This is a genomic window from Micromonospora coerulea, from assembly GCF_016598485.1.
Taxonomy (GTDB): Bacteria; Actinomycetota; Actinomycetes; order Mycobacteriales; family Micromonosporaceae; genus Micromonospora; species Micromonospora coerulea.
On record NZ_JAEMUW010000030.1, the window covers coordinates 38,588 to 54,425 of the forward strand.

At 65.3% G+C, this 15,838-nt stretch carries 12 protein-coding genes and 1 pseudogene; 9 read left to right on the forward strand and 4 right to left on the reverse strand.

The genetic code is table 11. From position 1 onward, the window contains the following. Window positions 1-342: 342 nt before the first annotated feature. The 4 genes from I8N68_RS27945 to I8N68_RS27960 are packed head-to-tail and all read left to right on the forward strand — an operon-like array spanning window position 343 to window position 7,440. Window positions 343-1,845 (forward strand): type I restriction-modification system subunit M, encoded by a 1,503-nt coding sequence (locus tag I8N68_RS27945; RefSeq protein WP_200215484.1) that lies wholly within the window; start codon window positions 343-345, stop codon window positions 1,843-1,845. Next, entirely contained in the window at window positions 1,842-3,332 is a 1,491-nt protein-coding gene (locus tag I8N68_RS27950; RefSeq protein ID WP_200215485.1) for a type I restriction-modification system subunit M, read from the forward strand. The genes I8N68_RS27945 and I8N68_RS27950 overlap by 4 nt, the downstream gene beginning before the upstream one ends. Further along, entirely contained in the window at window positions 3,329-4,510 is a 1,182-nt protein-coding gene (locus I8N68_RS27955; protein WP_200215486.1) for a restriction endonuclease subunit S, read from the forward strand. The genes I8N68_RS27950 and I8N68_RS27955 overlap by 4 nt, the downstream gene beginning before the upstream one ends. Next, window positions 4,507-7,440, forward strand: coding sequence for a type I restriction endonuclease subunit R (locus I8N68_RS27960; RefSeq protein ID WP_200215487.1), 2,934 nt, complete (start codon window positions 4,507-4,509; stop codon window positions 7,438-7,440). The genes I8N68_RS27955 and I8N68_RS27960 overlap by 4 nt, the downstream gene beginning before the upstream one ends. A 447-nt stretch (window positions 7,441-7,887) precedes the next feature. Here the strand turns inward: I8N68_RS27960 and I8N68_RS27965 are convergent, their stop codons facing one another. Genes I8N68_RS27965 through I8N68_RS27980 form a run of 4 tightly spaced genes read right to left on the reverse strand, consistent with a single transcriptional unit; the run spans window position 7,888 to window position 10,326 of the window. Beyond that, window positions 7,888-8,166, reverse strand: a complete 279-nt coding sequence (locus I8N68_RS27965; RefSeq protein WP_200215488.1) for a hypothetical protein — start codon at window positions 8,164-8,166, stop codon at window positions 7,888-7,890. Further along, a complete protein-coding gene (locus I8N68_RS27970) occupies window positions 8,166-9,686 on the reverse strand; it encodes a ThiF family adenylyltransferase (protein WP_200215489.1) in 1,521 nt (506 codons plus the stop codon). Before I8N68_RS27970 ends, I8N68_RS27965 begins: the two co-directional genes overlap by 1 nt. A gap of 17 nt (window positions 9,687-9,703) precedes the next feature. Next, complete coding sequence (locus I8N68_RS27975; protein ID WP_200215490.1) at window positions 9,704-10,069, reverse strand: hypothetical protein; 366 nt, start codon at window positions 10,067-10,069, stop codon at window positions 9,704-9,706. Next, on the reverse strand, window positions 10,066-10,326 hold the full coding sequence (locus I8N68_RS27980) for a multiubiquitin domain-containing protein (protein ID WP_200215491.1): 261 nt from the start codon (window positions 10,324-10,326) through the stop codon (window positions 10,066-10,068). The genes I8N68_RS27975 and I8N68_RS27980 overlap by 4 nt, the downstream gene beginning before the upstream one ends. Window positions 10,327-10,665: 339 nt before the next feature. On the opposite strand from I8N68_RS27980, the gene I8N68_RS27985 reads away from it, so the two are divergent. From I8N68_RS27985 to I8N68_RS28005, 5 genes and pseudogenes are all read left to right on the forward strand, one after another. After that, window positions 10,666-10,959: a hypothetical protein gene (locus I8N68_RS27985; protein ID WP_200215492.1), complete on the forward strand. Its 294-nt coding sequence runs from the start codon at window positions 10,666-10,668 to the stop codon at window positions 10,957-10,959. Beyond that, entirely contained in the window at window positions 10,956-11,954 is a 999-nt protein-coding gene (locus tag I8N68_RS27990; RefSeq protein WP_200215493.1) for a hypothetical protein, read from the forward strand. The genes I8N68_RS27985 and I8N68_RS27990 overlap by 4 nt, the downstream gene beginning before the upstream one ends. Then, on the forward strand, window positions 11,951-13,345 hold the full coding sequence (locus I8N68_RS27995; protein WP_200215494.1) for a hypothetical protein: 1,395 nt from the start codon (window positions 11,951-11,953) through the stop codon (window positions 13,343-13,345). Before I8N68_RS27990 ends, I8N68_RS27995 begins: the two co-directional genes overlap by 4 nt. Beyond that, a complete protein-coding gene (locus tag I8N68_RS28000) occupies window positions 13,338-15,113 on the forward strand; it encodes an AAA family ATPase (RefSeq protein ID WP_200215495.1) in 1,776 nt (591 codons plus the stop codon). Before I8N68_RS27995 ends, I8N68_RS28000 begins: the two co-directional genes overlap by 8 nt. Continuing rightward, window positions 15,058-15,328, forward strand: a pseudogene (locus I8N68_RS28005) (transposase family protein); the annotation flags it as partial. The gene I8N68_RS28000 and the pseudogene I8N68_RS28005, both read left to right, overlap by 56 nt. Between the last annotated feature and the right edge of the window lie 510 nt (window positions 15,329-15,838).

The following is a 15,838-nucleotide window of genomic DNA, read 5'->3' on the forward strand; positions in this document are numbered from 1 at the left end:
CCACACCGATCCACGCCCTCACCCGCTGGTGGCCCGGAATCCACTGCACCCAACCCGGCGCCTTCACCCAGCGCGGCAACCCAGGCAAGCCCATCAGCCCACGCCCTGGCTGCAGCGGCCGATATCTATGCCGGAGCCCGCCCCTCATCACGCAAACGACACGCTTGACAGCCGACCCGGGAACCCCCGCTACCCGACGTTGCAGCTACGGTAGGACCGGCGCGGACGCGTGACCGCAGCTCGCGAGGAGACAACAGCAAACATGGCCTTCGACCGGTGACCGACATGACTGACCGCTATGCGCGAGCCTCCGCGACGGCCCATGACACGCTCGCCGTTCCGATGAGCCTGCCAGAGCTGGAGCAGTATCTCGCCCGGGCCGCTGATTTGCTGCGCGGGAGCATCGACCAGGCGGACTTCAAGGCGTACATCTTCCCGCTGATGTTCTTCAAGCGGATCAGCGACGTCTACACCGAGGAGTACGAGCGGGCACTGGCGGAGTCGGACGGCGACCACGAGTATGCGTCGTTCGCCGAGAACCACCGCTTCGGCATCCCCACCGGCAGCCTCTGGGAGGACGTGCGCGCCCGCACGGAGAACGTCGGACAGGCCCTGGTGACCGCCTTCCGCGCGATCGAGACGGCCAACCCGGACGTGCTGTACGGCATTTTCGGCAACGCCGCCTGGACGAACAAGGACAAGCTGCCCGATGCCAAGCTGCGCGATCTCATCGAGCACTTCTCGACCAGGACGTTGAGTAACGCGGTCGTCGCGCCGGACGTGTTCGGGCAGGCGTACGAATACCTCATCAAGCGGTTCGCGGACCAGTCAAACAAAAAGGCCGGCGAGTACTACACCCCGCGCCCGGTGGTCAAACTGCTCGTCGACATCCTCGACCCGCAGGAGGGCGAGATGGTCTACGACCCGGCCTGCGGCACGGGCGGCATGCTCATCGAGGTCATCGAACATGTGAAGCGCCAAGGTGGCCGGCCCGAGACTCTCGGGCGCAAGCTCTACGGCCAGGAGAAGGTGCTCGCGACCTCCGGCATCGCCAAGATGAACCTGCTCCTGCACGGGGTCGGGGACTTCAACATCGCCCACGACGACACCCTGCGCTCGCCGGCGTTCTTCGACGGCACGCGTCTCGCCCAGTTCGACTGCGTCATCGCCAACCCGCCGTTCTCGCTCAAGAACTGGGGCGACGTTGCATGGGGCTCCGACCCGTGGGGCCGCAACCGGCTCGGGGGCGTTCCACCCAAGGGGTACGCCGACTGGGCCTGGGTCCAGCACATGATCACCTCTGCGGCGCCCGGGACCGGCCGGGTCGCCGTCGTGCTGCCGCAGGGTGCGCTGTTCCGCCAGGGTGCCGAGGGGCGCATCCGCGAGTTCGTCCTGACTGCGGACCTGGTCGAGGCCGTGATCGGCCTCGCGTCCAACCTCTTCTACGGCACCGGCCTGGCCGCGTGCGTGCTGATCCTGCGCCGACGCAAGGCCGATGACCGCAAGGGCAGGGTGCTGTTCGTCAACGGCGAGACGCTGTTCAAGCGCGGCCGTAACCAGAACACTCTCGAACCCGAGCACGCCGACACCCTGCTGCGGGCCTGCCAGGCGTTCGCTGACGCACCCGGCTTGGCCGCGGTCGCCACGCTCGACGACATCAGGGCCCACGGTTTCAACCTCAACATCCCGCTGTACGTCGCTCCCGCCGAAGACGGTGAACAGCGCACCCTGGAGCAGGCCCTGACCGACCTCGAAGCGGCCCACGCCGCCGCCCGCGAAACCCGCGCCGCGCTGGAAGCCGAACTCGCCAAGTGGGGTCTCAGCCCGACGGAGGTGACGGCGTGAGCGCCCGCATCACCCAGCGCGAACTGGAGTCCTACCTGTGGGGCGCGGCCGTCGTGCTGCGCGGCCTCATCGATGCCGGCGACTACAAGCAGTACATCTTCCCACTGGTCTTCCTCAAGCGACTCTCCGACGTGTACGACGAGGAACACGCCGCGGCGCTGGAGATCTACGGTGACGACGAGCTGGCCGACCTGCCGGAGAACCACCGCTTCGCCATCCCCGACGGTGCCCACTGGCAGGACATCCGCAAGGTCACGAGCGACGTCGGTACGGCGATCCTCGCCGCCATGCGGGCGATCGAGTCGGCCAACCCGGACACCCTGACCGGCGTGTTCGGTGACGGCGACTGGGGCAACAAGAACCTGCTGCCCGACGCGACTCTCAAGGAGCTCATCGAGCACTTTTCCAAGAAGACGCTCTCGGTGGCCAACCTGCCCGAGGACGAACTCGGCCAAGGGTACGAGTACCTCATCAAGAAGTTCGCCGACGATTCCGGCCACACCGCCCAGGAGTTCTACACCAACCGCACCCTCGTCCACCTGATGACGATGATGCTCAAGCCCGAACCAGGGGAGTCGGTCTTCGACCCGACCTGCGGCACAGGTGGCATGCTCATCTCCACCGCAGCCGAGCTGCGCCGCCAGGGCAAGGAATGGCGCAACCTCCGGCTCTACGGGCAGGAGCTCAACTACGGTACGTCGGCCATCGCCCGGATGAACCTGTTCCTGCACGGCATCACCGACGGCCACGTCGCGCACGGCGATACGCTCACCAAGCCCGCCTTCCTCGACGGTGCCTCGCTGCGCACCTTCGACGTGGTGCTCGCCAACCCGCCGTACTCCATCAAGGCATGGAACCGCACCGCGTTCACCAAGGACCCGTACGGCCGCAACATGTGGGGCGTCCCGCCGCAGGGCCGCGCCGACTACGCCTTCTTCCAACACATCGCCGCCAGCCTCGACCCGAAGACCGGCCGCGCCGCGATTCTCCTTCCTCATGGCGTCCTGTTCCGGCGGGACGAGGCGGAAATGCGGGCAGGGCTGGTTCAGTCTGATCTCGTCGAGTGCGTCCTGGGACTGGGAGAGGGCCTGTTCTACAACTCGCCCATGCCGGCGGCCGTCGTTGTCCTACGGTCGCGCAAACCAGTCGATCGGAGGGGAAAGATCCTCTTTATCGACGCCCGGACGGAAGTCGCGCGCGAGCAAACTCAGTCGTTCTTGCGTGACCATCACCAGCAGAAGATCCTCGCTGCCTACGAGGGCTTCGAGGACCAAGATGGCTTCGCTGCGGTCGCCCCCGTCGACGAGATCGGCGACAAGGGCTACAGCCTTGCCATCCCGCTCTACGTCTCCCGCACTGCCACGGCTGGGGCAGCCGAGGCCGTGAGCGTCACCGACGCGGTCAACGCATGGCGGGTCTCAGCAGCGCAAGCGGACCCCGCCATCGACGGCGTGCTCGCCATGCTGCGACAGGAAGTGGCCAAGTGAGCCTTAACCTGGACAAGAGCGGCTGGAAGCCCGTTGCGCTCGGAGACGTGATCAAACACGTCACGGATCGGGTCGACCCGGAGACCTCTGGTCTCGAACGGTTCCTCGCCGGTGAACACATTCCGAGCAACAGCCTTCACATTACGAAGTGGGGTGTGATCGGGCGTGACCCGATCGGCCCCATGTTCTACAAGCGCTTCCGGCCCGGCCATGTTCTTTACGTGTCGCGTCGTTCGTACCTGCGTAAGACTGCTGTGCCCGAGTTCGAGGGGATCACTGGCGAGAAGACCTTCGTCCTAGAAACCCGCGATCCGAGCGTCCTGCTTCAGGAGTTCATGCCGTTCCTGCTCAGCGCGGAGGCGTTCCACTCGTACGCGGTGGCCAACTCGCGCGGCTCGGTCAACCCCTACGTCAACTGGACCGACCTAGCGAACTACCAATTCGACCTGCCGTCCCTCGACGAACAGAAGCGCCTCGCCGATCTCCTTTGGGCGGTTGAACGCCACAGTTCATCGCTGGCGTATCAGAGGGAGGTCCTCCTTACCGCACGCACAGGTTGGCTTTCGGTAGAGATGGATGGGCTGCTTGCGGAGGTGAGCGTCCCCTTTGAGAAATTGTGGATTCGTTCGCCCCAAAGCGGCTGGTCTGCTCGGCCGGTCGATCAGACGACAGGGCGCTACGTGCTGTCTTTGGCCGCCTTGGGACCCGACGGTTATCGAGAGGGTCAGTTGAAGAACGTTTTAGACAGCCCTGAGCTGCGGCCGGTCACTTTGGCCGCTGGCGACCTCCTGATCTCAAGGGCGAACACCGTGGAGGCAGTGGGGCGAGCCGGGATCTTTGACGAGCCGCGTGATGATGTCTCCTTTCCGGATACCATGATGCGGCTCCGACTAGTTAGCGGGATTCAGCCAAGGTTCGCTGAAGCAGTCATTTCCAGTTCACATGGTCGTGCACATATGCGGCGCACGGCGGCAGGTAGCGCGACGAGCATGGTAAAGATCAACCGGCAATCCCTTGCGAAGTTAGCTTTCCCGGCCGTGTCGGTCGACCGGCAGGAGCAGCTGCTGAGAGAACTCTCGCGGTTCGATGGCGCCTTGACTTCGGTGGATCGTGCTATCGCCGATGCCAAAGCTGTGAAGAGTGGCATTTTGGTGCAGGTATTCGGAGATGGGGCATGACCTTCAACGAAGCCAATACGGCTCGGGACTTCGTGCGTGATCTTGTTGAGTCGCCTGACATCCAGTTCGTTCCCGGCAAAGAACTGCCGCGCCGGGAGGATGAGGTGCTGCTGGAGGGGCCGGTCAAGGAGGCCCTGAAGCGGTTGAATCCGGCGATCGAGGCCGACCCTCGGCTGGCGGACGAGGTGATCTATCACCTGCGGGCGATCACCCTGGCCGCTCGGCGTACGCCGAATCCCGTGGTGGCGAACGAGGAGTTCGCCGCGTGGTTGACCGGGCAGAAGTCGATGCCATTCGGCCCGGCGGGGGAGCACGTCACGGTCCGGCTCATCGACTTCGGCAATCCCGAGCCGAGCGCCAACCAGTGGATGATCTCCACGGAGGTGACCCACCGGGTCGGGCGGGTCGAGCGGCGCTTCGACCTGGTGCTGTGGTGCAACGGTTTTCCGCTGGTCGTCGGCGAGGCGAAGTCGCCGGTCCGCCCGGCGTACACGTGGATCGACGCGGCGGCGCAGATCAATGAGGACTACGAGGTCAACCTACCGGCGTTCTTCGTACCGAACGTGTTCAACTTCGCCACGGAAGGCAAGGACTTCCGGTACGGATCGGTCGGCATGACGATCGACCTCTGGGGTCCGTGGCGGGAAGAATCCGACGATGACGCCCCGGCGCGGACCGGCCTGGCCGCGGTGCGCGAGGCCGTCGAGGGCGTGCTCACCCCGGCGGCGGTGCTGGACTTCCTGCGGTTCTTCACGGTGTTCGCCACGGACAAGAAGCACCGCAAGATAAAGATCATCGCGCGGTTTCAGCAGTTCCAGGCGACGAACCTCATCGTCGAGCGGGTGTTGCACGGGCGGATCAAGCAGGGCCTGATCTGGCACTTCCAAGGCTCAGGCAAGTCGCTGCTCATGGTGTTCACCGCGCAGAAGTTGCGCGCCACGGCCGGGCTGACGAACCCCACGGTGATCATCGTGGTCGACCGCATCGACCTGGACACCCAGATCACCGGCACGTTCAACGCCTCGGACGTGCCGAATCTCGTCTCGACCGACAGCCGCAAGGAACTACAGGATCTCCTCAAAGTGGGCGCGCGCAAGGTCATCATCACCACGGTGCACAAGTTCGGCGAGGCGCCGGGGGTGCTGGATGCCCGCGACAACATCATCGTCATGGTCGATGAGGCTCACCGTTCCCAGGAGGGCGACTACGGGCGAAAGATGCGCGCGGCCCTGCCGAACGCGTTCCTCTTCGGCCTGACCGGCACGCCGATCAACAAGCGCGACCGGAACACGTTCATGTGGTTCGGGTCGGAGGAGGACGAGGGAGGTTACCTGTCGCGGTACTCCTTCCAGGACTCGATCCGGGACGGGGCGACGCTGCCGCTGCACTTCGAGCCGCGTCTGTCGGAGATCCACCTCGACGAGGCCGCGATCGACGCCGCGTTTGCGGAGCTGGCCGAGCAGCACCGGCTCACCGAGGCAGACAAGACCACGCTGTCGAAGCGGGCCGCCTCGCTGGAGGCGCTGATCAAGTCCCCCGAGCGTATCCGCAGGATCGCTGCGGACATCGCCGAGCACTTCCGGACCAAGGTCGAGCCGCAGGGGTTCAAGGCGCAGGTAGTCGTCTATGACAAGGCGACCTGTGTCGCCTACAAGGCGGAACTCGACAAGATCCTCGGACCCGACGCCTCCACCGTGGTGATGAGCCGCAACGCGCACGGCCAGCACCAGTGGAAAGTAGAGTACACCCCCGACCGCGACGAGTTGGAGCGGATCACCGCCCGGTTCAACGACCCGGCCGACCCGCTGAAGATCATCATCGTGACGGCCAAGCTGCTCATCGGGTTCGACGCGCCGATCCTGTACGCGCAGTACCTCGACAAGCCGCTCAAGGAGCACAACCTGCTTCAGGCGATCACGCGCACCAACCGGGTTTACCCGCCGAACAAGACCCACGGGCTGATCGTCGACTACCTGGGCATTTTCGACGACGTCGCCAAGGCGTTCGCCTTCGACGAGAAGAGCGTCCAGCAGGTGATCAGCAACATCGCCGTACTGCGGAGTCAGCTCGGCCCGGCCATCGGGGCCGCGCTGGCCTTCTTTCCCGGCGTCGACCGGACCGTCAGCGGCTACGAGGGGCTCATCGCCGCCCAGACCGCGATCAGCGGCGACGAGGCCCGCGATGCGTTCGGCGCATGCTTCAGCGTCGTCGCCCAGCTATGGGAAACCCTCAGCCCGGACCCGATCCTTGCGACCTACGAGGCCGACTACCGGTGGCTCACCGACGTGTACGAGTCGGTGCGGCCGTCAGACATCGCCGGCCGGCTCGTCTGGCACACCCTCGGTGCAAAGACGTTGGAACTCATCAACGAACACCTCACCGTCGAGGTGCCCCGCACCGACCTTGACACGATCGTCCTGGACGCCCAAGTGATCGAAGACCTCATGACGGGCAGGAGGAAGGACGTCGACCCGGTCGAGGTCGAAAAGTGGATCACTGCCCGCATCGGCAAGCACATCGGGAATCCCGTCTTCGTCGAGCTCGGCAAGCGGCTCACGGCACTGCGGGAGAAGTACGCGCACTCCCAGCAGGCCAGCCTGGAATTTCTCAAGGAGCTGTTCGCCCTTGCCCGTGACACCGTGGCCGCCGAGAAGGCTGCCGCCGAGATCCCCCGCGAGGAGCGAGGCAAGGCGGCGCTGACGGAGCTGTTCCAGTCCCTCAAGGGCAACGGAACCCCGATCATCGCCGAGAAGGTTGTCAACGAGGTCGACGAGGTCGTTCGGGCGGTGCGGTTCACGGGCTGGCAGAACACCCGCGACGGCGACCGCCTGGTCCAGCAGTCACTGCGCAAGACGCTCTATATCAAGTTCAAGATCCGCGACAGCGACGTGTTCGAGCGAGCGCTCGGATACATCCGTGAGTACTACTAAAGATCGGACAGGCTCACTGATCCAGGCGGCGATCTTCAGTCGGGCTTCGGGGCGCAGAACTGGCGACGGTGGACTTACTCGGCCTTGATGGTGGAGAACGTGGCCTCGGCGACGGCGTTGTCGAAACGAACCCGTCCCGGCCCATCGACTGGCACTCGACAGTGGGTGCACGTGGCGAACTCGGCGGAGCAGCACTCACTGGACTCGGTCCGAAAGAAAGATCAGTCGGCGATGTTGCCGCGCGGATGACGGCGGCCATGCTCGCCGCGGCGACGACCAGGCCGGCGTTGCGGCGCTTGCCCAACGACGGTGGCGAGGTAGAGACTGGCCCTCGCCGGTGACGATCTCGGTCATGTCGCCGCACCGGGCCACGTCCCGCCGTCGGCGCGGTGAAGACTCGTCCGACCAGCGGCCGCGTCGTTGTCAGCGACTTCCGAGGCGGCACGGTCAGTCCGGGAAGTTGGGCTCGTCTCCCCAGATGGCTGAACCGGCGGCATGGGCGGCGGCCGACCCTGCACGTGAGGCGCTCACGCTGGGGCCGCTGATGGAGGCGCTGTCGGTCGAGCGGTAGACGACGCGGTCGCCAACGATCGTCCCGGCGTAGCGTCCGCTCGGGTCGTAGACCTTGCTACCACCGATGCGGCCGACGCACGTGCCGGAGCGGGAGTACACGTTCGAGCCCACAACTTGGAGCGGCCGGCCATTCTTGGTGTAGAGACTGCTCATCACGCTACTCCACCAGATCCCTCTGACATTCCAACATCGCGGTCAGTGTCAGTCGCCAGTAGCCTCTGGATGGCCACGGAGCCCAGTCCAATCAGGTTCTGGAAGACGCGCCCCGCACGTACGCGCCCCGTCCGTGCATGTGTTTCTCGCTGTCGTCGTGCGGCCTCGGCGGCGGGGTGGTGCTTGGCGAGGGTCGGTCGTCGGTCGCCCCATCCTGTCGCTTGCTCGTATGGGCAGGTGGCGAGCGTCTCGACGGGCATGTGTTCAAGGGTATGGGTCGACAGTGAGAAGCGCAGTGGGTCCGGTGCGCCGAGGCCGCCTGGCGTGACGGCGAGGCTGACGAACTGCGCGAGCATAGATGCCGTTACCGACGGAGCCAGCAGGGACACGTTCTCCCGTGAAGGCGCCTTGAGGCCGGCGGTCCTGATGTAGGTGGTGTCGTCGAACAGCCCGGCGCGGTCGCGGGCAACTTGGGCGCCGTCGATCTGGCCGTTGCACTGCAGGCAGGGTCGGCCTGGGGTGACGACGTGTGCCCGCCAGGTGGCGTTGCGCATGCCGCCGTTGGGGAATGGTTCGAGCGCCAGTCCCCCGTCAATGACGGGAATGAGATCGCTGTAGGCGAGCTGGTTGAGTACCGCGCGGGCCCACGGTCGATCTACACAGCTGAAGATGACGTCGTGGTCCAGCGCCGTACGCTGGCCCTGAGGTTCGCAGATGCTCAGGTCGTAACCGCTCAACACCGGTTTGGCGGCGGTGGTGGCTGCCCGCATCGCCCGCAACGCGACGTGGATCTTGCTGCGGAAAAGGGCAGCGTCAGTTCGAGTGGCGGTAAGAAGGCGGTCGAGGTTGACCTCTTCAACGGTGTCGAAGTCCATCACGGAGACGTCTTGCGCACCTGCCTGGACAAGACGGATCGCGAGATCGAGCCCGACCGTGCCGACGCCCACGACGAGGACGCGCAGCCGGGCCAGGTCGGCTTGGACAGCCTCGCCCCAAGCCGATACGGTGCGGACCTGTGCTGACGTGGGGGCAGGGGGCGGTCGGAGCCTGCCGTTCCAGCACACTCGCAGTGCGGTTCCTGTGATGCGGACGCTTTCGGCGTCACGGTGGCCGTGTTCACTGTCCCAGAATCTCGCCGACCAGGTTGCGTCCGCTGCGACCGTTAGACCGACGAGTGGATGCCCAGTGATCGTCTCTGCCACGCGAGCGTAAGAGTGCTCAGTGTCGCGATCGACACCGCTCATTTCCTGCCATCCGGTGCTTTCCGGATGAGAGTGCAGCAGCGCGATTCCCCGCCCGTGTTCGGCAGCTTGGCTGGCCGCCCTGACCACGTATCGACCGGAGAACGAGGCGTTGCCGTGGACGCTCCTCTCGCCGTCGAGAGGCAGAACAAGGTCCGTCAGCACGCCCGTGGTCCGGCGTTCCCCTGTCGATGGTGCGTACGTCGCCAGGCAGACATCCTCCTGTCCATCGGGCCGGAGCAGGTGGCCTCTCGCTCTCGCCTCGAGCTCCCTGGTCATCGCCACGGACACCCTCGTCACACGGCACCTCCCAGGACGCCCCGCACGTGGGCAAGCCAAGCCGCAACCGGTACCTGCGCGGTGCCCCAGGCGGGGATGTCCCGCGAGTGGGCAACCCATCCGGCCATGGGAGATCCCCCGGCGTTCGTCGCTGCAAGCGTCACGTCTGCCGGCAGGTGGATCCAGTGCGGTGGCGTCGTCGGCCAGGGTGCGACCTCGTCCACGCTGACGCCAGTGCGTACCGGCCGGCCTGCCAGCGCCCCCGTCACCGGGGTGACGGTGTAGGTCACCAGGGTTGCGATGACGACGGGTTCGGCTCCGAATTCTTCGAGTGCGGCCACGAAGGCCTGAACGCCGGTGGCGGAGACGGTCGGCGCGGTCACGCCACGGTTCCCTGTCGGTTGACACTCACGAACACGTCGCCGTCCTTGACGTTCACCTTCTCCTGGTCGCGGAACGTCTCTACCTTGCCGTGCTTGCCGACGCGGGTGAGGTCGTACCCGGCTGCGGGAAGCCCGGCGAGCGTCAGCAGCTCTGCCGCCGTGTAGTGGCGATCCTCGATGTTGAATGGCTGGCCGTCGATGGTGATACTCACCTTGCGGTGGTGGCCGGGCTTGGAGTTCATGGTCTCGGCGGTCATGGCTTGCTCCTTGAGTTGATGATGATCTCGGGGGCTGGTGACCCGATAACTGCCTCGCCCGGCCCAGGACGTCGCACCCCTACCGGTCTGTCCGGCTGCCGAGGGGTCCCACCGGAGCACCACCGTGTGAGGATCGACACGTACCTGGACGTCCGCCGGGCGCCGGACAGATCGGGACGGTGCGACGTCAAAACGGGGGGAAGGAGCTTGTCGGGACCGGCCCCGCAGGAGGGTGACGAACACATGCCGCGCAGCGCTGGTCGGTCGCACGCCTGGCTCGCGAGGAAGAAGGGTGGGCCAGACGATCCGTTCCTGCCAAAGGTCGGAGAGCTGTATCTCGTGAACACGATCATCTACTCGATCGGCCACGACCCGGCTGCCGATCGGCCAGCCGTCGTTATCTGCGTCCCGCTGGAGCCGGCCTCCCGGAGTCCGATCCAGCTGGTCACCCGAACCTCGAAGCCTGCCCCCGGGATCCGGCACCCCGCGGACAGGTCGCTGAAGCTGAACCGCGACGGAGTGTTCTCCGACCTGGTGTCCGTCGAGCAGCAACTGTGGCGGCCCGAGAACGTGGAGTACCTCGGTATCTTGCCCGAACCATTCCTGTCCGGCGTGTTGGGGCGGTTCTCGTGACACCCCGTGAAGAGCTTCTCAGCACCGGACGGCTCGGGCTGGCGGGAGCCGAACTCCTGTACAAGACGGTCTGGTTCGTCGCGGTCGGACACGGCTTCCCCCCACCAGAGGGCTCGACCGGTTGGGACGTGACCGCTGTGACGGAGACCGCCCACGACTTTGTGAAAGATGAGCGCGGAGCGAAGCGTCTGCTCGATCTCGCTGTCCGTTCCACAGATGCTCGGTCATTCGAGCGGCTTCTCGACGCTGCCGTTCTGAACTTCCTACGGGACGTGGCCAGGGGCACCGACCTGGGCAAGCTGATCGTGCGCGTAAAGGAGATCTTGCGCGACGAGAAAAACTTCGAACTCGTTCCCAGCTCTCCCGACCGGTGGACGCTGGCCGGCCGCCCGGTTACGCCCAGTGCGGCAAGCGCCGGGGAACTGGCCTCAGCGACCGCTGCAGTGGAGGTGGTGGTGCCCAGGTGGACCAGTGAGCGGCGTGATGCACCGTTGGCGGATCGGCCTTCGTTCATTCGGCTGATGACGAGCGTGCTGACCGCTGCGGACGGCAGCCTCACCGCAGTCGATCTCGCTCAAGCCCTGACGGCACGCCTCGACTATCGCAAAACGGCAAATACGGTAGACCTTGACATACAGGAACACATCTCGGAGCCGGCGTGGATCACGGGCGACCCCGCAACTCGTACTGCCGCCGAACTCCACGCACAGGACATCTTCGACGCGCTCAGCGACAGGGAGCGCATCGTTGTCCCGACGTTGGACAGGAACGTGCGCGACCTCGCACGGCTGATCGACACGGGCAAGACGCAGGCAGCGCTCATCCGCCAACGACTCATCGACCGGCTCCGCGACGAACTGGCCGACGACGACCACCCAGACAGCACCGCGACCATTCTGTGCCAGCTCTGTGACGACTGGCTCAAGCGTCGGACAGAAGAGCTGGGTGCAACGTCTAATGACAACGAGCGCAACGGAAGGGGTGATCACCGGTGAGCGCAGACGTCCATCCCTCGTCCAGCGAACTGCTCACGGCTCTGCACGAACCTGACCGGGCAGCATCCACGCTCGAACACCTTGAGGAGTGCCTGGCGTGCCGCGTCCGCCTGTCGCGCGTCCGCCGCGCCTCGGACCTTGCACCGCCGCCAGGCGATAGCCTCCAGCGCATTGTGGAAGCCTCGACGCCACTGCCGCAGAACCTGGCGGATTTGGTCTCTGACGACAGGGACGGCGAACCCCAACCGAACGAGATCTGGCGCGTTGGACGGGACGAGGCTCTGCTGGTATGGGTCCGGCGCGTCTTCGAGGACGCCGTGGCCGACGTCATACCGCTGGTGCTCGATGTCGAACTCGCAGACCAGGAAAGCGTCATCGTTGGCGCAAGTGCCACCCCTCTCGCCACTGCCGCCGCCGCGATTGTGGCACTGCGGACCCACATTCACACGGGCGCGTTCCTCAACAGAGTTGGAGTCCTCGATATCGGCAAGGACGTAACTGAGGTGATGACCGCCGTGCGAGAGGGTCGTCGGCCGAGCGGTGTTCGGGTCGGCCCCCCGATCAACGATGATGACGACCAGCGGCTGGAGTACCGACAGGCACTGCGCGACTTCCTCGCGGAACTTTCGCCGAGCGCCTGGCTCGAAACCCAGGGCGACCGTACGGCGGGCGCCGAACAACGGGCAAACGAGTCGACGGCGAACCATCCAGGGGGCGACATCAATGCCATTAAGGCTCGCCTCGGCGAACGGCTCAGTGGCGTGCGGTTCATAGACCCCGCTCCGCAAACAGTCGCCGTCAATGGAGACGTCCGCGTCACAAGCATCCTGAAAGTCCTGTACCTGGATACCGCGATCTTGGTGGCGACTCTCCACGGTGGGAGCCACAGCAAGTTTCCCGATCCCCGGGCCATTGCTGCCGCATGCCAAGCAATGACTCTCACCGAGGCCGACGTTGATGCTGTGGCGGTCGCCATTCCCCGGCAGGATTGGCCCGCACAGCTTTTCACGACGGCACACATGCGCGCAGCCTTCGAAGTTCCCCGGGGCACCCGCACGGGCCCGACCACGACCTTGGCGGGCTACGGACTCGTCGACACCCTGTGCAAGCATCTCGACGCGGCCGTGCCCGCGTGGGAGGTCACAGAACCGGCAAGCAGCCGCATCGGAAGAACCGATATCCACGAGATCACAGCAAGGCACGCGAGGACTTCCATCGGACAGATCGCAACCGAAGGTCAACGGGCACGTCAGGCCGCCAAGCGGGCCGCTTGGGGCGAGCTTCCTGCCGAACTCGACGAGCGAGTAGCAAAGTTCGTCGTCGCCGTCATCAATAACGAGGCTGTGGAGGACGCCTTGACTGAACTCGTCCAGGGAACAGGCGATGATTAGGCGACTGACCCTGAAGAACTGGCGCAGCTACGAGGATGTCACCGTCGAGTTCGGAGCAGGGACGACCTTCGTAGTTGCGTCCAACGGTGTAGGCAAGACCTCGCTAGTCGAGGCTGCGCGGTGGGCACTCTTCGGCAGGATCGCGCCAGAAGGCCACGGCGCGGTCCGTGCAGGTGCAGCCGCCGCTTCCGCGACTGTCGAACTCGAACTTCCAGACCTGCGCGTCCTCTGCGTCGAAAGGACGCTCTCGGGCAAGCCCCGTCGCGCGGACGTGCCCCCCGCAGTTCGCCTCGACGGGGCGCCCGTACCCCACGAAGAACTCGAGCGGCATTTGATCACGGCATATGGTACCGACCCCGGCTTCCTGGCACGTCTAGCGATGCCCGCCGTCGACCGGGGCCACGACAGGCCTACCGCCCTAGGCCTAGAAGAACACCTGGGCCGGTACTACGGAATCGACGGCCTGCGAACCGCGATCGAGCAGCTCAATGCTCGCCGCAAGGCCAACGAAGCCCAAATCAAGCGAATCAAAGACGCGAACTCGACTAGTTCCCAACGACTCGCGCAACTGCAGGACGACGTGGAACGAACGGCCCGCCAAGTCGAGGAAGCCACCGAAGCGCACAAAACTGCGCAGGACAAGGTCGCCAACGCCCGGGAGCGGGAACGCCGCCTAGCCGAAATTCAACGGTGGCAGGACGACCATTCGACCTGGACCGAAGCCGTCAAGCGTCTCGCTCTGCGGGTCTCCGCCGACCTCGGCCGACCCGTCGCCGGCGACAGCCTCGAAGGACTGCTCGACGAACGACTGGCGGATATCGACCGGCAAATCGAGGCTGTCCGTGTCGAGCTCGCGGTCAATGCGGCCAAGGAGGCGGCACTGACTGCCAACCAAGAAGGCCTCGATGCAGCACACGACGACTGCCCAATCTGCCGGCGACCACTCGATGACACGACAATCGCACTTGCACACGAGGTCAACGCACAGGACCTTTCTGCCCTCCGCGGCGCCGTCGTCAAACTCAAAACCTCCGAGAGTAACTTGCTCGCCGGGCGCGAACGCATCAAGGCCGCTCAGAACGAGTGGCGACGAATCCCGCGTCCCGGAGACGCACCCCGAGCCCCAGCCCCTGATGATGAGGAGCTATCCACCGCCACCGAGTTTGCTGCGATAGCCCAAACCACGCTCACTGCCTTGGTAGAGGCTCGTGCCGCCCAGGTTCAAGCGACAAGGGAACTGAACCAGGCTCGCGCCGCCGACGAGGCGATGCGAGAGCTTGAGTCCCTATTTAGGCAGGCGGCAATTCTCAGAGCGGCCGCAGAGGCAACCGAGTCAACGCTCACAGAACTGCTCGAGGGGACAATCCGCCCGCTCGCGGCGGAGATAAATCAGCGTTGGAAGGCGTTGTTCCCAGACCGAGGAGACGTCAACACCTACCCGAACGGAAACATGACGAGGACGGTCAACGGACACCCCCTACCCTACGACTCGTTCAGCACCGGTGAGACGATGGGTGCAACCCTTCTTCTCCGGCTCCTCGTCGTACAGATGGCCACCACAGCGGACTTCTGCTGGTTCGACGAACCACTCGAGCACCTCGACCCTGACGTCCGCCGCAAGGTGGCAAGCCTCCTGTCCCGCGTCACCACCGCAGACGGGCCGCTAAGGCAAGTGGTAGTCACCACATATGAAGAGCCCCTTGCGCGTCACCTCAACGCGCGAGACCAACACACGGTCAACCTTCTCGACGTACGCCAGTCGGGCTGACACCCGTCGGGACCCGAAGCCGGGCAACCGCAACGACACGACCGACTACCGAACCTGTGGGATCGACCAGAAGCTGGGCCGGCCTGCCGGTCATGGCCGACGGCGGCTACCGCGGCAACCCGGAGGTGATCATCCCGTCCCGTAAGAATCGCGACGGCAGCCCGCTACCGGCCTGGAAAGAAGACCTCAACGCCCAGCACCGCACCGTCCGCGCCTAGGTCGAACACGCCCTGGCCAGGATGAAGTGCTAGGCGGGCGCAACCGGTGGTAGCGCTCGGAATGTGCTCGGTGAGTCGTGGGCACGCACCCGTAGCTCTGGTCAGTGTCGGGCAGCGGTGGGTACCAGGCGTTGCCAGGCGATGAACGCATGCTCGGTGTGTGCTCCACCGGTCGGAGCAGCGGCGGCTGCCAGCGGTGAGCATCGGTGGGCACTCCTGGGCACTCGTGGCTGTCCGCTGGCAGGTAAGCTGGGCCCTCGCGCCCTCGTAGCTCAGGGGATAGAGCATCGGTTTCCTAAACCGTGTGCAGGACGCACCTGGCGGGAGATGAGAGCCCCTCTGCAATTGAGCTGCCCGCCCGTGCGAGCGTTACGGGACGAGCCGCCGGATGGCGATGATCTCACTGTGCCATTCCTCCAGGTGACTGATCTTGACGACGTCCCCGGAAGCTGGAGCCTGCACGATCTTGCCAGCACCGAGGTACATGCCTACATGGCGAGGGTTGCG